Annotated in this window: 20 protein-coding genes and 1 pseudogene; all 21 read left to right on the forward strand. The window is 70.7% G+C overall.

Annotation, left to right across the window (positions count from 1 at the left end):
* The first annotated feature begins 24 nt into the window (after window positions 1-24).
* The 21 genes and pseudogenes from KHC23_RS03340 to KHC23_RS03440 all read left to right on the forward strand — a co-directional run bounded on the left by KHC23_RS03340 (window position 25) and on the right by KHC23_RS03440 (window position 21,382).
* Complete coding sequence (locus tag KHC23_RS03340) at window positions 25-1,659, forward strand: dihydroxyacetone kinase subunit DhaK (protein WP_213369515.1); 1,635 nt, start codon at window positions 25-27, stop codon at window positions 1,657-1,659.
* A 14-nt stretch (window positions 1,660-1,673) separates the two neighbouring features.
* Window positions 1,674-2,291 (forward strand): dihydroxyacetone kinase subunit DhaL, encoded by a 618-nt coding sequence (dhaL, locus tag KHC23_RS03345; RefSeq protein ID WP_213369517.1) that lies wholly within the window; start codon window positions 1,674-1,676, stop codon window positions 2,289-2,291.
* Entirely contained in the window at window positions 2,288-2,689 is a 402-nt protein-coding gene (gene dhaM / locus KHC23_RS03350; protein WP_213369519.1) for a dihydroxyacetone kinase phosphoryl donor subunit DhaM, read from the forward strand. The genes dhaL and dhaM overlap by 4 nt, the downstream gene beginning before the upstream one ends.
* Window positions 2,689-3,048: an HPr family phosphocarrier protein gene (locus KHC23_RS03355; RefSeq protein WP_213369521.1), complete on the forward strand. Its 360-nt coding sequence runs from the start codon at window positions 2,689-2,691 to the stop codon at window positions 3,046-3,048. Before dhaM ends, KHC23_RS03355 begins: the two co-directional genes overlap by 1 nt.
* Window positions 3,032-4,717: a putative PEP-binding protein gene (locus KHC23_RS03360; RefSeq protein ID WP_213369523.1), complete on the forward strand. Its 1,686-nt coding sequence runs from the start codon at window positions 3,032-3,034 to the stop codon at window positions 4,715-4,717. The genes KHC23_RS03355 and KHC23_RS03360 overlap by 17 nt, the downstream gene beginning before the upstream one ends.
* Before the next feature lie 2 nt (window positions 4,718-4,719).
* The gene (locus KHC23_RS03365; RefSeq protein WP_213369525.1) at window positions 4,720-5,130 is read left to right on the forward strand and encodes a hypothetical protein; all 411 of its coding nucleotides are present in this window, start codon (window positions 4,720-4,722) and stop codon (window positions 5,128-5,130) included.
* Window positions 5,131-5,190: 60 nt separating this feature from the next.
* Window positions 5,191-6,180, forward strand: a complete 990-nt coding sequence (locus KHC23_RS03370; protein WP_213369527.1) for a dihydroxyacetone kinase subunit DhaK — start codon at window positions 5,191-5,193, stop codon at window positions 6,178-6,180.
* 119 nt (window positions 6,181-6,299) lie between these two features.
* Window positions 6,300-8,465 carry an FUSC family protein gene (locus KHC23_RS03375; protein WP_213369529.1) on the forward strand — a complete coding sequence of 722 codons (2,166 nt, stop codon included), beginning with the start codon at window positions 6,300-6,302 and terminating at the stop codon, window positions 8,463-8,465.
* Window position 8,466: 1 nt separating this feature from the next.
* Complete coding sequence (locus KHC23_RS03380) at window positions 8,467-8,706, forward strand: DUF1656 domain-containing protein (RefSeq protein WP_213369531.1); 240 nt, start codon at window positions 8,467-8,469, stop codon at window positions 8,704-8,706.
* A complete protein-coding gene (locus tag KHC23_RS03385) occupies window positions 8,703-9,569 on the forward strand; it encodes an efflux RND transporter periplasmic adaptor subunit (RefSeq protein WP_213369533.1) in 867 nt (288 codons plus the stop codon). The genes KHC23_RS03380 and KHC23_RS03385 overlap by 4 nt, the downstream gene beginning before the upstream one ends.
* A gap of 88 nt (window positions 9,570-9,657) precedes the next feature.
* Window positions 9,658-10,368 carry a transcriptional regulator NanR gene (nanR, locus tag KHC23_RS03390; RefSeq protein WP_213369534.1) on the forward strand — a complete coding sequence of 237 codons (711 nt, stop codon included), beginning with the start codon at window positions 9,658-9,660 and terminating at the stop codon, window positions 10,366-10,368.
* A 200-nt stretch (window positions 10,369-10,568) separates the two neighbouring features.
* A pseudogene (locus KHC23_RS24835) lies at window positions 10,569-10,715 on the forward strand (four-carbon acid sugar kinase family protein); the annotation flags it as partial.
* Between the two features lie 407 nt (window positions 10,716-11,122).
* Window positions 11,123-12,145 carry a tripartite tricarboxylate transporter substrate binding protein gene (locus KHC23_RS03400; RefSeq protein WP_213369537.1) on the forward strand — a complete coding sequence of 341 codons (1,023 nt, stop codon included), beginning with the start codon at window positions 11,123-11,125 and terminating at the stop codon, window positions 12,143-12,145.
* A gap of 131 nt (window positions 12,146-12,276) precedes the next feature.
* Window positions 12,277-12,786: a tripartite tricarboxylate transporter TctB family protein gene (locus KHC23_RS03405; protein ID WP_213369539.1), complete on the forward strand. Its 510-nt coding sequence runs from the start codon at window positions 12,277-12,279 to the stop codon at window positions 12,784-12,786.
* 28 nt (window positions 12,787-12,814) lie between these two features.
* Window positions 12,815-14,338, forward strand: coding sequence for a tripartite tricarboxylate transporter permease (locus KHC23_RS03410; RefSeq protein ID WP_213369541.1), 1,524 nt, complete (start codon window positions 12,815-12,817; stop codon window positions 14,336-14,338).
* Between the two features lie 75 nt (window positions 14,339-14,413).
* A complete protein-coding gene (locus KHC23_RS03415) occupies window positions 14,414-15,637 on the forward strand; it encodes an iron-containing alcohol dehydrogenase (protein ID WP_213369543.1) in 1,224 nt (407 codons plus the stop codon).
* Window positions 15,638-15,674: 37 nt separating this feature from the next.
* The gene (locus tag KHC23_RS03420) at window positions 15,675-17,165 is read left to right on the forward strand and encodes an NAD-dependent succinate-semialdehyde dehydrogenase (RefSeq protein ID WP_373878512.1); all 1,491 of its coding nucleotides are present in this window, start codon (window positions 15,675-15,677) and stop codon (window positions 17,163-17,165) included.
* A 171-nt stretch (window positions 17,166-17,336) separates the two neighbouring features.
* Window positions 17,337-18,122 (forward strand): GntR family transcriptional regulator, encoded by a 786-nt coding sequence (locus KHC23_RS03425; RefSeq protein WP_246544112.1) that lies wholly within the window; start codon window positions 17,337-17,339, stop codon window positions 18,120-18,122.
* Between the two features lie 232 nt (window positions 18,123-18,354).
* A complete protein-coding gene (locus KHC23_RS03430; protein ID WP_213369549.1) occupies window positions 18,355-19,542 on the forward strand; it encodes a CaiB/BaiF CoA transferase family protein in 1,188 nt (395 codons plus the stop codon).
* Window positions 19,542-20,324 carry an enoyl-CoA hydratase gene (locus KHC23_RS03435; RefSeq protein WP_213369551.1) on the forward strand — a complete coding sequence of 261 codons (783 nt, stop codon included), beginning with the start codon at window positions 19,542-19,544 and terminating at the stop codon, window positions 20,322-20,324. The genes KHC23_RS03430 and KHC23_RS03435 overlap by 1 nt, the downstream gene beginning before the upstream one ends.
* A gap of 14 nt (window positions 20,325-20,338) precedes the next feature.
* Window positions 20,339-21,382, forward strand: a complete 1,044-nt coding sequence (locus KHC23_RS03440) for a 4-hydroxythreonine-4-phosphate dehydrogenase PdxA (RefSeq protein ID WP_246544114.1) — start codon at window positions 20,339-20,341, stop codon at window positions 21,380-21,382.
* The last annotated feature ends 18 nt before the right edge of the window (window positions 21,383-21,400 follow it).

A 21,400-nucleotide genomic window follows, 5' to 3' on the forward strand; every position in this document is an offset into this window, starting at 1 on the left:
CGTCGAATGGATGGGAAGGCTGCCATGAAACATTTCTTCAACCGGCGGGACAGCATCGTCACCGAAGCGCTGGACGGGCTCCTGCGCACGACGCCTCCCGGCCGGTTGGCCCGGCTCGACACCTATCCCGACATCAAGGTCGTGCTGCGGGCCGACTGGGACAAATCGAAGGTCGCCGTGGTCTCCGGCGGCGGCGCCGGGCACGAGCCTTCCCATGCCGGCTTTGTCGGCCGCGGCCTGCTCACCGCCGCCGTCTCCGGCGAGATCTTCGCCTCGCCCAGCGTCGAGGCGGTGCTCACCGCCATCCGCGCGGTGACCGGCGAATGCGGCTGCCTGCTGATCGTGAAGAATTACACCGGCGACCGGCTGAATTTCGGCCTCGCCGCCGAGCGCGCCCGCGCCGAGGGCTTCAGGGTCGAGATGGCGATCGTCGCCGACGACATCGCGTTGCCCGACATTCCCCAGCCGCGCGGCGTCGCCGGCACGCTGTTCGTGCACAAGATCGCCGGCCACCTCGCCGAGGCGGGTGCCGATCTCGCGACCGTCGCCGAGGCCGCGCGGGCAGCAGCGGCGGACATCGCCTCGCTCGGCGTGTCGCTGTCCTCCTGCTCCATTCCCGGCCAGCCCTTCGAGGCACGGCTCGGCGCCGAGGAGGGCGAATTGGGTCTGGGCATCCATGGCGAGCCGGGGGTGGAACGCATCCCGCTGCTGCCGGCCGGCGACATCGTCGCGCTGATGAGCGAACGCCTCGCCGCGCGCCTGGATACGGCCGCCGACTACGCGCTGCTGATCAACAATCTCGGCGCCGTGCCGCCGCTGGAGATGAGCCTGATCGCCGAGGCGCTGCTGGCCTCGCCGCTCGGGCGCGGGGTGAAGCTGGTCATCGGCCCGGCGGCGCTGATGACGGCGCTGAACATGAACGGCTTCTCGCTGTCCTATCTGCGCCTCGACGCCGCCCGCGCCGCGGCACTCGCCGCCCCGGCCGAGCCGCTGGCCTGGCGTCCGGCGGTGAAGACCGGTGCCGTCACCGTCCTGGCCGCTCCCGCTGCGCCACGCGAGGAAACCTCCCTGGCCAGCACCGACGCGGCGGCCGAGGCGTTGATCCGCAACGTCTGCGCCACGCTCATTGGGCTGGAGGAGGAACTCAACCGGCTCGACGCTCGCGCCGGCGACGGCGACACCGGCTCCACCGTTGCCACCGGCGCCCGCGCCGTCGAGGCTCGGCTGCCGACATTGCCGCTTGCGGATTCCGCCGCGACGCTCAGGGCGATCGGCGGCGAACTCGGCACCGCCATGGGCGGGTCGAGCGGCGTGCTGCTCTCCATCTTCTTAACCGCCGCTGCGCAGTCGCGGGCGGAGGGTGCGACGATGCCGGCCGCCCTTCTCGCCGGGCTGGAGCGCGTGGTGTTCTATGGCGGCGCGGCACCCGGCGACCGCACGATGATTGACGCACTCGATCCCGCCCTGAAGGCGCTCGCGTCCGGCGGGCTCAAAGCGGCTGCGGAGGCCGCGTCGGCAGGGGCGGAAGCGACCAGGGCGATGGCGCGGGCGCGGGCCGGTCGTGCCGCCTATGTCGCCGCGCGCGACCTGGAGGGCTCGCCCGATCCCGGCGCGGTGGCGGTGGCGCGCGTGTTCGAGGCGTTGGCCGCCGGCGGCTGATGGGGAGGACGCCGATGCAGTTCGACGCCGCCGATCTCTCCGAACTCATCGTGCTCTGCCGCGTGGAGATCGAGCGGCATTGCGAGCATCTCGGCCGGCTCGACAGCGCCATCGGCGACGGCGACCACGGTGCCAACATGCGGCGCGGGCTGGAGGCGGTGTATCGCGAGCGTGACGCCATTTCCGCCCTGCCGCTGCCGGCGGCGCTGGAGCGCATCGGGCTGGTATTGGTGATGAGCATCGGCGGTGCCGCCGGGCCGCTCTATGGCACGCTGCTGATGGAGCTTGGGCGGGGGATGTCGGCGGGTGAGGACGATGAGGCCGATTTCGCCGCCATTCTCGCCCGGGCGATCGCGGCGGTGGCGCGGCGCGGGCGTTCCGGGCCGGGCGACAAGACGCTGCTGGACGTGCTCTACCCGGTGCAGGCGGAGGTCGCCGGCCACGCGGCCCCCGCCCGTATCGCCGAATGCGCCCGCGCCGCGGCGCAGGCCACGGAAATGATGCTGGCGCGCCGCGGCCGGGCGTCCTATCTCGGCGCGCGCTCGGTCGGTCACGAGGACCCCGGCGCGTCGAGCTGCGCCCTGCTCACCATGACCATCTGTCACTACCTGAAGGAGCACGCCCCGTCATGACGCCCGCGCGCAGCGCCAATGTGGGGATCGTGATCGTGTCGCACTCGCCGCTGGTGGCGCAGGGCGCCGCCGACATGGTGCGCCAGATGGTCGGCGATTGCGTGCCGCTCGCCTGGACCGGCGGCAATGTCGAAGGCGGGCTGGGCACCCATGTCGCCGGCATTCTGGCGGCGATCGAGGCGGCGTGGTCGGAGGCCGGCGTCGCCATCTTCGTCGATCTCGGCGGCGCCGAGACCAATAGCGAGGCGGCGGTGGAGATGCTCGGCCCGGCCCGCGCGGCGAAGGCCGCGATCTGCAACGCGCCGCTGGTGGAAGGCGCGGTGGTGGCGGCGGCCGAGGCCTCGGGCGGCTCGCCGCTGGCCCGCGTGGTGGCGACGGCGGAAGAGTTGTCCGCGTGATGGCCGAGTTCCTTCCCGTCATCGGGCGGCCTTCCGCCCATCGCTGCCAGACCGAGGTCGAGGTCACCCACGGCGTCGGGCTGCACGCCCGCCCCTCGGTCGCCTTCACCCGGCTGGCGAAAACCTTCCCCTGCACCATCGAGGTGGCGGTCGACGGATCGGCCGACTGGCTCAACGGAAAAAGCATCGTCAAGATCATCGGCGCCCGCATAAGGCGTGGAACCAGAATGAGAATTCGCGCGGAAGGCGCGCGGGCGGAAGAGGCGATCGCGGCGCTGAGCGAACTGGTGAGGCGCGATTTCGACGAGGACCGCAAGGCGGGCCGGGCGGACGGGCGGGTCGATGGCCGCCCCGCGTGATTTTCGCGGCCGCCCCGCCTCGCCCGGGCGGGCCATGGGTCCCGTCCATCGGGCCGAGGAACGGCCGGCGCCCGCCGCTGGCGACCCCACCGGGGGTGACGCCCGCGCCGCGCTGGCGGCGGCGGTGCAGCGGGCGATCGCGGAATTGCGCGCTCTTTCCCGCCGTTCCGCGCCGGAAAGCGCAGGCATACTGGATTTCCAGATCGAGCTGCTGCTCGATGACGAACTGCTCGCCCCGGCTCTGGAGCGGATTTCCCGTGGCGAGGGTGCGGCGCTGGCCTTCGCGGCGGCGATGACCGATCAGATCGACAAGATGGCCGGTGAGACCAGTGAGACCGGTGAGGCCGATGGGGAGCATGGCGGCCCCGGCGATGCCTTCGCGCTGCGGGCGGTCGATGTCGCCGACCTGCAGCACCGCGTGCTCGACGCGATGGCGGGGCGCACCCGCGCCGATTTTCCGGAGGGATCGGTCTATGTCGGGCGCGACATGCCGCCCAGCGTCTTCCTCGCCCATGACTGGTCGGGCGGCGGGGCCATCGCGCTGGGAGCCGGCAGCATGGCGAGCCATGTCGCCATGCTGGCGCGGGCGCGCGGCGTGCCGATGGTGGTCGGCCTCGGGGCGCTGCCGGGCGAGCCGGGCGAGCCGCTGCTGGTGGACGGCACGGCAGGAACCGTCCATCTCCACCCCGACCAGCGCCTGGCCGCGCCCTCGCCCGCCATGCCGCTCGAAATGGGTGCCCCGGAGCTGGTATTCTCCGGTGTGGCCATCGCCGTCTCCGGTGCGGCCACCGCCGTCTCCGGTGCGGCCACCGCCGTGGGCCTGTTCGCCAATATCGACACGCTGGCCGATCTCGACGCGCTCGATCCGGCGCGGGTCGACGGCGTCGGGCTGGTGCGCACGGAATTCCTGCTGGCCACCGCGGCCGAGGCGCTGAACGAGGAGCGCCACCTCGCCTGCTACCGCCGCATTCTCGCGCATCTCGCCGGCAAGCCGGTGACGCTGCGCATGCTCGATCTCGGCGGCGACAAGGCGCTGCCCGGCCTGGTCGAGAGCGATGCGGCCTCGGTGCTCGGCGAGCGCGGGGTGCGCATTCTGCTCGCCCATCCCGACCTCGCCCGCATCCAGGCCCGGGCGCTCATCCGCGCGGCGGCGCTCGGCCCGGTCAGCGTGCTGCTGCCGATGGTGACGCTGCCCTCGGAGCTGGCGGCGATGGCGCGGCTGTTCGACGAGGAGGCGGCGCGGCTGGCGCGGCAGGGCGTGCCCGGGGTGCGCCCGCCGCTCGGCATCATGGTGGAGGTGCCGGCGGCGGCGCTGACGCTCGACCTGTTCACCGAGGCCCGCTTCTTTTCCGTGGGCACTAACGATCTGATGCAGTATCTCGCGGCGGCGGCGCGCGACAATCCGTCGGTGGCGCACCTGCACGCGGAGGCGGAGACGGCGATGTTCCGGCTGCTGGACCACATCTGCGCGACGGCCCGCCGGCTGGACCGGCCGGTGTCGGTGTGCGGCGATCTCGCCGCCGAGCCGCGCGCGGTGGGCCGTCTCCTCGCCCTCGGCGTGGCGGGGCTGTCGGTGGCGCCCGGCCGCCTCGCCGCAGTGCGGGCGGCGATGGCCGCCGGCCCGTTGCCGACCGGCGCGGGCCCGGCCGGCGCGCGGACGGAAGGCTAGGCATGGCGCGCGAGACCAGCGACGAGGCGGTGATCGCCTACAAGACGATCCTCGCCGGCATTCTCGACAACCGGCCCTCGGGCACGCGCCAGCGCCTCGCCGCGGCGCTGGGCAAGCACCGCAGCTTCGTGACCCAGGTCACCAGTCCGGGTTACGATACCCCATTGCCGGCGCGCCACCTGCCCACCATCCTGCGGGTCTGCCATTTCAGCCCGGCCGAGCAGGAGCGCTTCCTGGCCGCCTATCAGGCCGCGCATCCGGGCCGGCTGAGCGAGGTGGGCGGGGCTTCGACGGTGCGCACGCTGGCGCTGATGGTGCCGGATTTCGGCGACGAGAAGAAGAACCGGGGATTCGACGACGCCGTCTCGGATTTCGTGGCCAGGATGGCGGCGCTGGTGAATGGAGGCGAATGATGCAGGCGACGCAGGGGCGCTCCTCTCTCCTCGGCCGGCGCGCAGCGGGGTGATGGCCGGATGACGCGGATCATCAACGCGGCCGAGACGCTGGTGGCGGAAAGCCTCGCCGGTTTCGTCGCCGCCCATGAGGATCTCGTCGTCTTCGGCCACGGGGCCAAGTTCGTGCGCCGGCGCGCGCTGGTGCCGGGCAAGGTGGCGTTGATCTCCGGCGGCGGCGCGGGGCACGAGCCGCTGCATTGCGGCTTCATCGGCGCCGGCATGCTGGACGCCGCCTGCACCGGCCACGTCTTCACCTCGCCGACGCCCGACCAGATCGTCGCGGCGATGGACGAGACCGACACCGGCGCCGGCTGCCTGCTGGTGGTGAAGAACTATGACGGCGACGTGATGAACTTCGAGATGGCGGCGGAGATGGCCGCCGGGCGCCACCGCATCGAGACGGTGATCGTCGAGGACGACGCGGCCTATGGCCCTTCGGTGCGCAGCCGGGGGCGGCGCGGGGTCGCCGGCACGGTGGTGGTGGAGAAGCTTCTCGGCGCGGCGGCCGAGCGCGGCGAGGGCCTCGCCGGCCTGAAGGCGCTCGGCGAGGGGCTGTCGGGGCGGCTGCGCAGCATGGGGGTGGCGCTGCGCGGCGTCACCGTGCCGGACAATCGGCGCGAGACCTTTGCCCTCGGCCCGGACGAGATGGAGATCGGCGTCGGCATCCATGGCGAGCCGGGGCTCTACCGCACGGGGCTCGCCGGCGCCGACGAGATCGTGCGCCTGCTGTGCGCGCCGGTGCTGGCCCAGCTTCCCCCCATGGCCGAGGCCCGCCCGCTGCTGCTCGTCAACGGCTTCGGCGGCACGCCGCCGATCGAGCTGCACCTCGCCCACGGCCTCGCCCGCGCCTTCCTGCGGGAGAACGGCATCGTGCCGGCGCGGGCGCTGGTGGGCACCTTCGTCACCTCGCTGGACATGGCCGGGCTGTCGGTGACGCTGGCCCTGCTGACGCCGGAGGAGTTCGCCCTCTGGTGCGCCCCGGTGACGACGCCGACGCTGGCCTGGTGACCCGGCGGGCGCCTCCCGTGCGTGTCGCGCGCGCCATTGCGCGCGGCGGCGGGCTGCTGATAATGGACGCTCCCCCGCCGGCGGTGCTTCCGGTTTCTTCCTGACGCCATGGGAGCCTCATGCGCACGGCCGCAATCTCCCCACCGGGCCTGTGGAAGAGGGTTCGACAGGCGGCTCCCGTCGATCTCGGCTGGCGCAACGCGGTGTTCGCGCTGCGCACCGCCGTCGCCGCCGTCGCCGCGCTGGCCGCCGCCTACGGGCTGGAACTGCAGGACCCGCAATGGGCGGTGCTCACCGTCTACCTGCTGGCGCAGCCGACGGCGGGCGCGGCGGTGGCGAAGGGCGCCTTCCGCATCCTCGGCACGGTGTCGGGCGCGCTGGCCGGGCTTGTCATCCTCGGCCTGTGGTCGCAGGCGCCGGTCCCGCTGGTCGGCTCGATCGCGCTGTGGCTGGCGCTGTGCTTCGCGCTGGGCGCGCAGCGGCGCAACTACGCCGCCTACGGCTTCCTGCTGGCGGGCTATACCGCGCTGCTGGTCGGGCTGGAGGGGGCGTTCGCGCCGACCGAGGCCTGGCACATCGCGGTCGACCGCACGTCCGAGATCGTCATCGGCATTGTCTCGATCACCGCGGTGAGCGTGCTGGTGTTTCCGGTCTACGCCGGCGACGTGCTGCGCGGCCAGCTCGCGCGGCTGTTCGGCGAACTGGCGCATTACGGCGCGATGGCGCTGCAGCCGCGCACGCCCTTCGCCACCTTCGTCGGGCTGCGCCGGGCGATGGTGGAAGCGGTGGTGAAGTTCGACGCGCTGCGCTCCTACACCGTGTTCGAGGCGCCGGAGATGCGCGCCAGCGATGCCGGGCTGCGCCGCATGACCCGCGAATTCCTGCGCGTGCTGGCGGTGGCGCGCGGGCTTCATGTGCGGCTCGGCGATTTCGAGGTCGAAGGCGCCGGCCCGGTGGCCGACCGGCTGCGCCCGACCATGGCCGCCGTCGCGGCGCTGCTGGAGCGGCTCGCCGCCGACCCGTCCGTCTTCCGCGACACGCGCCGCGTGCGCTCGCAACTGCTGGCCGCCCGCGTCGACCTCAACGCCGCCAGCGCCGACCTCGAAGCGATGGTCGGGCGGGTTCCGTTCGTGCCGCTGGCCGACGGGGTGCTCATCCTGCGCCGGGCGGGGGATCTGCTGCACGGGCTGTCCATGGTGATGGTGAGCGAGGCGGCGAGCGTGCGCACGGGCGGGCCTGTCCGCAAGATCGGTGCGCGCAAAAGTCCGCCGCCTTCGCCGGTGGTGGGGAGGGAGGGGCTGCTGGCGGGGCTGCGCGCCGGAATGGCGCTCATCCTGATGTGCGGTTTCTGGGCGGCGACGGAGTGGACCGACGGCTTCAACGCCGCGTCCGGCCTCGCCGTCATCCTGTTCTTCGCGATGAACCAGGACCGTCCGGGGCCGCTCGGCTTCACGTTCCTGCTGTGGACGGCGATCGGCATCGGCGCGGCCTATCTCGCCATGGTGTTCGTGCTGCCGCGGATCGAGGGGTTCGGGGCGCTGGCGCTGTTCCTCATCCTCGCGCTGATACCGGCCGGACTGATGGCGGGCACGCCGCAACTGGCCTGGCCGGGCATCGCCTTCGGCGGCTTCTTCGCCGCCGAGATCGGCACCGGCAACGTGTTCCAGCCGGACGAGACGGCGTTCTTCAACGCGGCGCTGTCCATGCTGTTCGGCATGGGGCTGTGCCTCGTGTGGCTGAACCTGATGCCGGTGAACTCGCTGGCCTCGCGCGGGCGCATCTGGGCGGACACGCTCGGCTTGGGGCTGCCGCAGGCGGCGCGGGGCGCGCGGCACGAGCGGGTGATCCTGGGCGAGGTCGTCTCCCGGCTGGCCGAACTGCTGCCGCGCCTGGCGCTGGACCGGCCGGGCGAGGAGGATTTCCTGCGCGGCACGCTGGGCGCGGCCTCCACCGCGCTGGAACTCGGCCGGCTGCGCCGGCTTCTCGCCGCGCCGGGGCTGGCGGAGGGCACGCGCGCCATCGTCGCCGGCTTTCTCGGGCGCTTCGCCGACACGCTGGAGCGTTTTCCGCAGGCGGGCCGCGGGCTGCCGGCATGCGTCGCCGAGGCCGAGGCGGCGGCACGGGAGGCGGATGCGGCGCTGGCGGCGCTCGGTCTCCCGCTCGCCTTGCCGCCGGCTTCGCCGGAAGCGGCGCTGAACCTGCGCGCCGGGGCGTCGCTGCGCTTCATCGTCGACCGTTTCGACATCGACCGGGCGTTTCTGCTGCGCGCCTTCGGGGAGGCGTGAGATGGGTTTCGGCGCCGGGCTGCCGTTCTACACGCCGGAGGCGTTCGGCCTGTATCTGCCGCCGGCGCTGGTCTGGGCGGGGCTGACGCTGGTGCCGTTCCTGCTGCTGCGGCGGGCGCTCGGCTACATCGGGTTCTACCGTGTCGTCTGGCACCGGCCGCTGTTCGATGCGGCGCTCTACATCGTCCTGTTCGGCGCGGTCATCTTCCTGCTGCCGGCGCTGAGGGAGGGACTGGGATGACTATCGGCTCGGTGCTGCGGGTGGGCGTCACGCTGCTGGCGACCGCGGCGGCGGTGTTCGTCGGCTGGCGGCTGTGGCTCTACTACACGGTGTCGCCCTGGACCCGCGACGCGCGGGTGCTGGCGCAGGTGGTGGAGATCGCCCCCGACGTGTCGGGCCTGGTCGACGCGGTCAATGTCCGCGACAACCAGTTCGTCCATAAGGGCGACGTGCTGTTCGTCATCGACCAGCAGCGCTTCACCGCCGCCTTGCAACAGGCGCAGGCGGATGTGGCGCTGAAGCAGCGGGCGCTGGACTACGCCCGCGACACCGCCGCCCGCGACGCCAATCTGGAGCGCGCCGACGCGGCGGCGATTTCCGCCCAGACGGTCGAGCTCACCTCCTCCACCGCCGCCGAGGCGCAGGCCGAACTCGGCGCCGCGCAGGCGGCGCTGACCACCGCCCGGATCAATCTCGAACGCTCCAACGTGCGGGCGCCGGCGGATGGCTACATCACCAATTTCAATGTCGATGTCGGCGATTATGCGCGGGTCGGCGAGGGCATGCTGGCACTGGTCGACAGCCATTCCTTCTATGTCTACGCCTATTTCATGGAGACCAAGCTGCCCGCGATCCGCGACGGCGACCCGGCCCGGGTGGAGCTGATGGCGGGCGGGGCGGTGATCGACGGCGTGGTGGAGGGGCTGAGCCGTGCCGTCGCCATTCCGGGCGCCGGGCTGCTGGCGAAGGTCGATCCCAATTTCGACTGGATCCGCCTCGCCCAGCGCATTCCGGTACGGATCAAGCTCGGCCCGCTGCCGCCCGGGGTGCGGCTGGTGTCGGGCCTTTCCGCCACGGTCGTGGTGCAGCCGAAGATACGGTAAAACCGTAGCGGGGCATCTCGCGGAGGCACCTCGCGGTTGACAGTTCGGCCGGGCCGGTGATCCTTTCATACCAGCCAGGGGAGACACCGTGCTCGACATCGAACCGATCCGCCGCCGCCGCATCTATGAGGATGTGGCCGAACGCCTGCAGCAATTGATGCTCGACGGCACGCTGGGCGAGGGCGACGTGCTGCCCTCCGAACGCGAGCTGATGGAACAGTTCAAGGTCGGGCGGCCGGCGATCCGCGAGGCGCTGATGTCGCTGCAGAAGGCCGGGCTGGTGGCGATCGCCAATGGCGAGCGGGCGCGGGTGGTGCGGCCCGACCCGACGCATTTCATTCAGGAACTCTCGATCTCGGCGCGCTCCTACCTCGCCCATCCCGAGGGCGTGAAGCACTTCCAGAAGGCGCGACTGCACCTGGAGATGGCGCTGGCGCGCCACGCCGCGCGCGAGGCGACGCCCGCCGACATCGCCCGCATCGGCGACGCGCTGGCCCGCAACCGGCGCGATCTCGGCGACATGGCGGCGTTCGAGAAATCCGACATCTCCTTTCACTACGAGATCGTGCTGGTCGCCCAGAACCCGCTGTTCAACGGCGTGCACCAGGCGGTGGTGCAGTGGCTCTCGGAGCAGCGCAACGTGACGCTGAAGATCGCGCAGGCGAAGGAGATGGCGCTGGCCTTCCACGAGCGCATCCATGACGCCATCGCCGCGCACGACCCCGACGCGGCGGAGACGGCGATGCGGGAGCATCTGGAGTCGGTCGCCGCGCTGTACTGGGACCGGGCGCCGGCCTGAAGCCGGGCCCGTCCGCGACAGGACCTATTGACCTATCATACCACATGAGACTAGCATTCCTGCCGATCGCGAGAGCCGGCGGGCGCGCGTGCGCCCTGCGGCGCGGCGACCGCCCCAACGGCTCCCCGGCACGCGGCGAACCCGTCGCGGCACCGCTGCCGATCCCGCCGATCCCGTGATCGCCGAACCGGAGTGCAGGCATGTTTCTGGGCATCATCGCCGATGACTTCACCGGGGCGAGCGACATCGCCAACACGCTGGCCAAGGGCGTCGAGGCCGGCGTGATCGCGCTGAAGAGCCGCCCGGTCCCGGCGGCGGAGGCGGGGGCCCGCTCGCGCGCCGCGCTCACCCCCTCTGTGGTGATGCGCGTCGGCCGGGCGCGCCTTCGCCAGAACCTGAGCCGGCGAATTCACGCCGGCGAGCGGGCCGGGAGGGTGAACATTTTGCTGTCGCCGCCGACAAAAGCCGCTTGATCTTTGGTTCGGACAATATCATAGATGATATAGGATTTGTTCGGCGGCGGCACGTGCCGTGCCTGGAGGCTGCCGACAGCCGCCCACCCGATGGCCCACCGGCGTGACGCTCTCACGCCGCCGCACGTTTCACTCTTCCCGGCACCGCGCCTGCGTGCGCGGCACGGCCGGGGGGCAACAACAAGAGGCCGCCGCAAAGGCGGGTCCCGTCACATCGCAAGGATTGCCCGGGTGCAAACGGCGAGAAGCCGCGGCGCCGAGGGCAACAGGGAGGAAACGACATGCACATCACCTCGCTCCGCAAGGGCGTGATCGCCGCCGCCGCGCTCACCGCCGGGCTGGCGGTCTCAGGGGCCGCGCTGGCCGAGTGGAAGCCTGACCGCCCGGTCGAACTCGTGGTATCGGCCGGTCCGGGCGGCGGCTCGGACATCTTCACCCGCGTGGTGCAGGCCGCGCTGACCAAGAACAAGCTGGTCGACACCCCGCTCATCGTCGTCAACAAGCCGGGCGGATCGGGCTCGGAGGCGTTCAACTACGCCAAGGACAATGCCGGCAGCCCCTACAAGGTGTATTTCGGCACCCAGGACGCCTATGTCCTGCCGCTCGGCACCAAGGTCAACTACGCGATGAAGGACCTGACGCCGGTGGCGTCCATGGTGTTCGACGTGTTCATCCTGTGGTCGAACCCCAAGGCCTCGGGCATCAACACCGCGCAGGAATTCATCGCCAAGGCCAAGGAGAACCCGGGCAAGGTCCGCGTCGCCGGCGCCAAGGCCAAGGACGCCGACGAGACCGTGGTGACGCTGGTCGAGCGCGCCACCGGCACCGACCTCGCCTACATCCCCTACAAGTCGGGCAGCGAGGCCGCGATCCAGGTCGCCGGCGGCCATATCGAGGCCAACACCAACAACCCGAGCGAGAGCCTCGAACAGTGGAAGGCGGGCAACCAGAAGCCGCTCTGCGTGTTCACCGCCGAGCGCCTCGCCGACAAGACGGTGGTGACCGAGAACATGAGCTGGGCCGACATTCCCACCTGCGTCGAGGCGGGCATCGACGTGAAGGACTTCGTGCAGCCGCGCACCGTGTGGATGGCGGCCGACGTGCCGGCCGAGGCGGTCGCCTACTACACCGAGCTGATGCAGAAGGCGATGCAGACGCCCGAATTCAAGGACTACACGGCGCGCAACGTCCAGATCACCAAGTTCATGACCGGCGACGAGCTGAAGACCTTCCTCGCCGAGCAGACCAAGAACTACGAGAAGATCTACGCCGACAACAACTGGCTGCTGCCGGCCAGCCAGTGACGCGCCGCGCCGGCTTATCCCCGGCGCGCGGGTGACGACGAGGCGGGGCGCCGGCTTCGGCCGGCGCCGGGATGGTGCGAGACGGGGTGCCGGCACGGGCCGGCGCCCCGGGCTCCCGCGGAGTGAAGGCGATGGAAATTTCCCGCAAGACCATGGAAGCGGCAACGGCGGTGGTGACCGGCGGCGTCGGCGCGCTGATCTGCTACGGCTCGACCGAGAACGGCATCGGCTGGGGGGCGGGCGGTCCCGAGCCGGGCTATTTCCCCTTCGGCATCGGCTGCCTGATCCTTCTCGGCAGCCTGGCCACGCTGGTGCAGACCTTCTGGAAATATGCCGGCGCGCGGCACCCGGGCCCCGGCGCCGTGGCCGAGGAGCCGTTCATCGACGGGACGCGGCTGCGCCTGCTGGTGGCCTTCGCCCTGCCGATTATGGCGATGACGGCGATCTCGGTCTGGCTCGGCCTCTATATCGGCATGGGCCTGTACATCTTCTACACGATGCGCGTTTCCGCCGGCTTCCGCACCCTGTCCAGCCTGGCGACGGCGCTGCTGGTGATCGCCATCAATTTCGTCGTGTTCGAGAAGCTGTTCATGGTCCCGCTGCTCAAGGGCCCGATCCTCGAATATTTCGGCATCTACTGAACAACAAGAACACAACGGGGGAAGCGCCATGGGCAATTTCGGGCAATTGATGGATGGCTTCGCCGTCGCCCTCACCCTGCATCACGTGATGATCATGGTGATCGGCGTGCTGCTCGGCCTGATCGTCGGCGTGCTGCCGGGGCTGGGGGCGCCGAACGGCGTGTCGCTGCTGCTGCCGCTGACCTTCACCATGGACCCGATCTCGGCGATCATCCTTCTGACCTCGATGTATTGGGGCGCGCTGTTCGGCGGCTCGACCACCTCGATCCTGTTCAACATTCCCGGCGAGCCCTCTTCCGTCGCCACCACCTTCGACGGCCACCCGATGGCCAAACAGGGCGAGGCGGTGCGGGCGCTGACGCTCGCCTTCGGCTCGGCCGGCTTCGGCGCCATGGTGGGCGTCATCGTCATCACCTTGCTCTCGTCCTGGGTCGCCAATTTCGCCCTGCGCTTCGGCTCGCCGGAATACTTCGCCGTCTATTTCATGGCCTTCGCCAGCTTCATCGGCATGGCCGGAGGCTCGCCGTTCAAGACGCTGGTGTGCATCATGCTCGGCCTCGCGGTCGGCACGGTGGGCATGGACACGATCTCGGGCGAGGGGCGCCTCACCTTCGGCATCACCCAGCTCACCAACGGCATCTCCTTCCTCATCGTGGTGATCGGCCTGTTCGGCATCGGCGAATTGCTGCTCACCATCGACGAGGGCTACAAATTCGACGGGGTGAAGGCCAAGCTCAGCCTGCCGGTGATCCTGCGCACCCTCGCCGAGCTGCCGCGCTACTGGGTGACGCTGCTGCGCAGCGCGCTGGTCGGCTGCTGGATGGGCATCACGCCCGGCGGGCCGACCGCCGCCTCCTTCATGAGCTATGCGCTGGGTCGCCGCTTCTCCAAGCGCGGCAAGTATTTCGGCAAGGGCGAGCCGGAGGGCATCGTCGCCCCGGAGACCGCCGACCATTCCGCCGGCTCCTGCGCCCTGCTGCCGATGCTGGCGCTCGGCGTGCCGGGCTCGGCGACGGCGGCGGTGATGATGGGCGGGCTGATGATCTGGGGTCTTTCCCCCGGGCCGATGCTGTTCACCTCGCGGCCGGACTTCGTCTGGGGCCTGATCGCCTCGATGTATATGGGCAACGTCATCGCCGTGGTGCTGGTGCTCGCCACCGTGCCGATCTTCGCCTGGATACTGCGTGCGCCCTTCACCGTGGTCGGGCCGCTCATCGCCATTGTCTGCCTGATCGGCGCCTACACGGTGTCCAACCACATGTTCGACGTGTGGGTGGCGCTGGCCTTCGGCGTCGCCGGCTATGTGTTCAAGAAGCTCGACTACCCGCTGGCCCCCTTCGTGCTGGCGGTGGTGCTGGGCGACAAGGCGGAGGATGCGTTCCGCCAGTCCATGCTGTCCTCGGGCGGCTCGCTCGCCGTGTTCTTCGAGAACCCGCTCGTCGCCTCGATGATGGGCATCGGCATCCTGCTGCTGTCGCTGCCGCTGCTGTCGGCGCTGTTCAACGGGCTGTTCCGGCGCGGCGCCGGCGCCGGCCAGACGTCCTCAAGCTGACCTTCGCCGGCCTGCGGCGCGTCGATGGCGCCGGCTCCAGACGGTATCTGAAAACTACTAGCGAGTGAGACCCCCATGTTCGGAGCCCTGCGCCTGCCCCACACCATCCTGTTCGGCGGCGGCCAACGCCATGTCATCGGCGCGGCGGCCGCCCGGCTTGGCCGCCGCACGCTGGTGTGCACCGATGGCCGCCTGGCGCAGCTTCCCGTCTTCGCCGAGCTGCTGGCGGACCTCGCCGCGCAGGGCGTCGAGGCCAAGGTCTATGACGGCACGATTCCCGACCTGCCCATCGAGTCGATCAAGGACTGCGTGGCCGGCATCGGCGATTTCAGGCCCGACAGCGTGATCGGCATCGGCGGCGGCAGCTGCATCGACCTGGCCAAGGTGGTGTCGGTGCTGCTGACCCATGGCGGCGAGGTCAGCACCTATTACGGCGAATTCGCCGTGCCCGGGCCGGTGCTGCCGCTGATCGCGGTGCCGACCACCTCCGGCACCGGCTCGGAAGTGACGCCGGTCGCCGTCATCCTCGACAGCGGGCGCGGCACCAAGATCGGCATCGCCAGCCCCTACATCATTCCGCACATGGCGGTGTGCGACCCCGAGCTGACCATGACCTGCCCGAAGGGCCTCACCGCCTGCTCGGGCGCCGACGCGCTCGCTCATGCGGTCGAGGCCTATACCAGCAAGGCCCGCCCGGCCGAGGCGATGCTGACCGAGCAGCACGTGTTCATCGGCAAGAACCTGCTGTCCGACCATTTCGCCAGGCTCGCCGTGGCGAATGTGTTCCGCTACCTCGCCCGTGCCTGCGCCGACGGCGGCGACGTCGAGGCCCGCGAAGGCCTTATGCTGGCCTCGCTGGCGGCCGGCTGCGCCTTCGGCACGTCGGGCACGGCGGCCGCCCATGCCCTGCAATACCCGGTCGGCAACCTCACCCACACCTCGCACGGCGACGGGGTGGGGGCGCTGCTGCCCTACGTGATGCAGTTCAACCGTTCCGCCAACCCGCAGGCCTTCGCCGAACTGGCGGAGGTGGTCGACCTCGGCGATGCCGGCATGAGCGTCGATCAGCGCTCCCAGCTCTTCATCGACGAGGTGGCGGCGCTGTTCGCCGGCATCGGCATTCCGCGCTCGCTGGCGGCGCTGGGCCTCGGTGCCGGCCATGAGCAGGATGTCGCCGCCGGCGCGCTGAAGGCCGAGCGGCTGGTGAAGAACAACCCGCGCCCGCTCGACCTCGCCGCCATGCTGAACATCACCCAGGCCGCCTTCGCCGGCGAACGCGCCGCCTTGCGCGACCTGTGACACCCGAGGGGAACCCATGTCGATCAACACCGCACCCATGACCGCGCACGGCGCCGCCACCTATCTCGTCCCCGGCATCGACGCCGAGGGCGCCTTCCCCGTCCCGACCGACCTGCTGATCGGCGACGCATGGGTCGCCGGCGCCGGGGGCGCGCGCATCGACATTCTCAACCCGGCGACCGGCGGCGTGCTGACCTCGGTCGCCGACGCCACCGTCGCCGACGGCATGGCGGCGCTCGATGCCGCGCAGGCCGCTGCCGCCGCCTGGGCGGCGACGCCGCCGCGCGCCCGCGCGGTGATCCTGCAGCGCTGCTTCCACGCCATTGTCGAGCACGCCGACTGGCTGGCCCAGCTCATCGCGCTGGAGAACGGCAAGGCGCTGCCGGACGCGCGCGGCGAGGTGCTCTACGCCGCCGAGTTCTTCCGCTGGTACGCGGAGGAGGCGGTGCGCATCAATGGCGACATCGCCATCGCCCCGGCCGGCGGCAACCGCATCATGGTGCAGTACCAGCCGATCGGCATCTCGCTGCTGATCACGCCGTGGAACTTCCCGGCGGCGATGGCCACCCGCAAGATCGCCCCGGCGCTGGCGGCGGGCTGCACCTGCATCCTCAAGCCGGCCGAGGAAACCCCGCTGACCGCGCTCGCCATCGGTGAGATATTGCGCCAGGCGGGGGTGCCGGCCGGCGTGGTCAACATCGTCAACACCTCCGACCCGGCGGCCTTGTGCAGCGCCATCCTGCGCGACCGGCGCACCCGCAAGCTCTCCTTCACCGGCTCCACCGAGGTCGGCCGCATCCTGCTGCGCGAGGCCTCGCACAACGTCATCAACTCGTCGATGGAACTGGGCGGCAACGCGCCCTTCCTGGTGCTCGACGACGCCGATCTCGACGCCGCCATCGACGGGGCGATGATCGCCAAGATGCGCAATGCGGGCGAGGCCTGCACCGCCGCCAACCGCTTCTATGTGCAGCAGGGCATCTATCCCGCCTTCGTGGAGAAGCTGGTGGAGAAGATGGGGGCGCTGGCGCTCGGCGCCGGCACCGACGCCGCCACCCAGTGCGGGGCGATGATCAACCGCGCCGCCATCGACAAGATCGAGACGCTGGTCAACGACGCGGTGGCCAAGGGCGCCCGGGTGCGCCTCGGCGGCAAGACGCCGGACGGCGAGGGGTTCTTCTATCCCCCCTCGGTGCTCGCCGACGTGCCGTTGGACGCCGACCTGCTGCGCGAGGAGATTTTCGGCCCGGTGGCGGCGGTGATGGCGTTCACCGACATCGAGGACGCGGTGCGCATGGCCAACGACACCGAGTTCGGCCTCGCCGCCTATGTCTATACCGAGAACATGAAGCTGGGCCTGCAACTGGCCGAGCGGCTGGAATACGGCATGGTGGCGCTCAATCGCGGCCTCGTCTCCGATCCCGCCGCGCCGTTCGGCGGGGTCAAGCAGAGCGGGCTCGGACGCGAGGGCGCCCATCACGGGCTGCTCGAATTCACCGAGGCCAAGTACATCGCGGTCAACTGGTGATGGCTCGCCGGGCGGATGGCATCACGGAGCCCGCCATCCGCCCGGAGGGTTTCCGCCCACCCCTCGCGCGGCGGGCGCCCTCGCCGCGCGCCGACGCCCGATGTCGTGTCCCCTTGGTTGGAATGATGAAAACCTATATCTTATATTATTCCGGGTTTGGGTTTGATTCACATGGCCGCCAACAATCAGGAGCCGCTGTCCTTCGCGCGGCTGGTCGCGCGCGAAGAGCGGCGCCCCACCTATCCGCAATCGCTGGTGGAACTGGCCTACGAGCAGCTTCTGTCCATGCTGGTGACGATGAAGATCGCGCCCGGCGCGCATATCGGCATCGAGGCGCTGGCGCGCCAGCTCGATATTTCCCAGACCCCGATCCGCGAGGCGCTGACGCTGCTGGAGGCGCAGAAGCTCGCCTACAAGATTCCCAATGTCGGCTTCCGCGCCGCCGAACTGCTGACGCGGCAGGAAGTGCACGATCTGTTCGACCTGCGCCTGCTGATCGAGCCGGCGGCGGCGGCGTTCGCGGCGCAGAAGGCGGACGATGCCGCGCTGCAGCGGCTCGCCGGCCTTGCCGGCGACATGTCCGATGCGCAGACCGGCAACGAACTCGCCTATGCCCAGTTCGCGGAGGGCGACGCCCGGCTGCACCATCTGGTGGCGGCGGCCAGCGGCAACCGCTTCATCGCCGAGACGGTGGAAGGGCTGCACGCCCATCTCCACATCTTCCGCTTCCTGTTCAGGACCAACGCCACCACCAAGGCGGTGCAGGAGCACGAGGCGATCATCAAGGCGCTGCTGGCCCGCGATCCGGCGGCGGCGGAGCGGGCCATGCGCGAGCATCTCAAGGCCTCGCGGGCGCGCATGAACGTGGTGCTGGAGGAACTGGAGCGGACCACGGAAACGGGACCCGCGCCGGAGGCCGGCGGGCGCACCCGGCGGGGGCGCACCCGGCGGCGCTGAGGGCCAGCGCACCGGCCCGTCCGATGCGCGCGGCAGCCACAGGCGCCCCGGATTCAGGCGGGGCCGACAGATCATATGGGATATTTCGAGTGAATGGCGCCGGCCGGCCGATCCGCCGCGTCGTCGCCAACCGCTGCCGCCCCGAGGGCGGGAGCCAGGAGACGCCATGTCGTCCGCCGACCGGCGCGCCCGGCGCGCGGCCCGAGGGCGACCGAAACGGGAGGACTTTCTGATGGCATTGCCCCTGCAAGGCATACGCGTGCTCGACATCTCGCAGGTGATGGCGGGGCCCTTCTGCTGCATGCTGCTGGCGGATATGGGCGCCGACGTCATCAAGATCGAGCCGCCGGGGACGGGCGATTCCACCCGCCATTCCATGGGCTTCCGCCTCAAGGGCAGCGACAGCCCGGGCTTTCTGGCGCTCAACCGCAACAAGCGCTCGATCACGCTGGACCTGAAGTCGCCCCAGGACCGCGAGGTGCTCTACGCGCTGGTGAAGACCGCCGACGTGCTGGTGGAGAATGCCCGCCCCGGCGTCGCCGGCCGCCTCGGCATGGACTACCCGACGCTGAAGGCGATCAACCCGCGCCTCGTCTATGCCAGCATTTCCGGCTTCGGCCAGACCGGGCCGTGGTCGCAGCGGCCGGGCTTCGACCTGATCGCGCAGGCGGTGTCCGGCATTCTCAGCTCCAATGGCTTCCCGGATATGGAGCCGGCAAAGAACTCCATCGCCGTGGCCGATCTCGGCGCCGGCCTGTTCAGCGCCTATGCCATTCTCAGCGCGGTGATCGGGCGGCAGACGAGCGGCGAGGGCCAGCATATCGACGCCTCGCTGTTTGAGGCGGCGCTGGCGCTCTCGATCTGGGAGACGACCGAACTGTGGGGCACCGGCACCTCGCCGACCCCGATCGGCTCGGCCAACCGCATGTCGGCGCCCTATCAGGCGGTGGAGGCGTCGGACGGCTGGTTCGTCATCGGCGCCGCCAATCAGGGCCTGTGGATCACCTTCCTGAAGGTGCTCGGCCGCGAGGAGCTGCAGGACGACCCGCGCTTTGCCACCAATGCGGCGCGGGTGACCAACCGCCTCGCGCTGATGGAAGAGCTGGCGCCGACCTTCCTCACCCGCACCCGCGAAGAGTGGATCGACGCGCTGACGGCCGCCGGCGTGCCCACGGCGCCGATCCTCGACTATGGCGAGGCGGTTTCGAGCGAGCAGGCGGTGGCCCGCGAGATGGTGCAGATGGTGCCGCACCCGGTGGAGGGCGAGTTCCGTGCGCTCGGCTTCCCGGTGAAGATGAGCGCCACGCCGCAGGAAATCCGCCTGCCGCCGCCGCTGCTGGACGAGCATGGTGCCGAACTCCGCCGCGAGCTGGTGGAAAAGGGGCTGCTCAAGCCGTCGACCATCAAGGAGACCGTGTGATGAGCAGCCCGCGCATCGATTTCGAGAAGGCCGGCGAGGTCGCCTTCGTCCGCTTCAACAACCCGGAGGCGCACAACGCGCTGACCGGCCAGATGTGGCTGGACCTGCGCGACGCGGCGCTGCGGATCGCCGACGACCCGTCGATCCGGGTGGCGGTGTTCCGCGGCGTCGGCGGCAAGGCCTTCGTCTCCGGTACCGACATCACCGGCTTCACCACATTCGCCAGCGGCGCCGACGGCGTCGCCTATGAGCACCGGATCGACGACTGCATGAGCGCGGTCGACGCGATCCCGGTGACCACCCTCGCCGTGGTCGACGGCTGGGCGGTGGGCGGCGGGCTCAACATCGCCTCGGCCTGCGATTTCCGCCTCGCCACCCCCGGCGCGCGCTTCGGCTCGCCGATCGGCCGCACGCTCGGCAATTGCCTCTCCGCGCTCTCCATGGCGCGCATCGGCGACGCGGTCGGCGTCGGCATCGCCAAGCGGATGGTGCTGCTCGGCGAGATCGTCACCGCGCAGGAAATGCTCGACAACGGCTTCCTGCTGAAGATCGCCGAGCCGGAGGCGATGGACGCCGAGATCGAGGCGCTGTGCCGGCGCGCGGCCGAGAACGCGCCGCTGACCACGCGCGCCACCAAGGCCACGGTGCGGGCGCTCGCCCTCGGCAGCCTGCCGGATATCGAGGCGATGGTCGCGCAGGTCTATGGCAGCGAGGATTTCCGCCGCGGCGTCGCGGACTTTCTGGCCAGGACCAAGGCGGTGCCGAAATGGACCGGGCGCTAGCCGGAGGACGCAAGATGCATGACACCCCGCGTGCCGCCAAGGAGAACCGCATGATCCCCCGCATCGCCATCGCCGCCGGCGACCCCGCCGGCATCGGCTCGGAACTGATGGTCCGCCTGCTCGCCAGCGAGGCCAACCGGCATGCCGCCGACATCCTCATCATTGCCGACCGCGACGAACTGGAAGAGGGCATGCGCATCTGCGACGCGCGCTTCGACTATGCGCTGGCGCCCGACGCCGAGCGGCCCGAGTTTACCCCCGGCGTGCCGGTGCTGGTGGATTATCGCGGCCGCGCCGAGGCGCCGTTCGCGCGCGCCGTCGCCACCGCCAATGGCGGGCGCTACGCCATGGACACGCTGCGCCGCGCCATCGACTACACCACGTCCGGGGTGACCGAGGCGGTGTGCTTCGCGCCGCTGAACAAGCATTCGCTGCATCTGGGCGGCCTCGGCCACCCCGACGAGACCCACTGGTTCGCCGAGATTCTCCAGCCCAACGGCCCCTATGGCGAACTCAACGCGCTGGACGGCCTGTGGACCAGCCGCGTCACCAGCCATGTGCCGCTGAAGGACGTCTCCGGCCTGCTCACCGAGGAGCGGATCGTCGGCGCGATCCGGCTCATCCATTCGACGCTGGTACGGGTCGGCGTCGCGGAACCGCGCATCGCCCTGTGCGGGCTCAACCCGCATGCCGGTGACAATGGCAGCTTCGGCCGCGAGGAGATTGACGTGATCGGCCCCGCCGTCGAGGCGGCGCGGGCGCAGGGGCTGCCGGTGGTCGGCCTGTTCCCGGCCGACACCCTGTTCCTCAAGAAGGACGAGCTGGACGCGATCGTGACCATGTATCACGACCAGGGTCAGATCGCGATGAAGCTGATGGGCTTCTCGCGCGGCGTCACCGTGCATGGCGGCATGCCGATCCCGATCGCCACCCCGGCCCATGGCACCGCCTTCGACCTCCATGGCAAAGGCGAGGCCGGATGGGGCGCCATGCAGGCGGCGTTCGACGTCGTCTGCCGGATGGCGCGCGCCCGCCGGGACGCCGCGCACGCGGCTTGATATAGAACGCCTTCCGCC

Source organism: Ancylobacter dichloromethanicus (assembly GCF_018390645.1).
GTDB classification, from domain to species: Bacteria; Pseudomonadota; Alphaproteobacteria; order Rhizobiales; family Xanthobacteraceae; genus Ancylobacter; species Ancylobacter dichloromethanicus.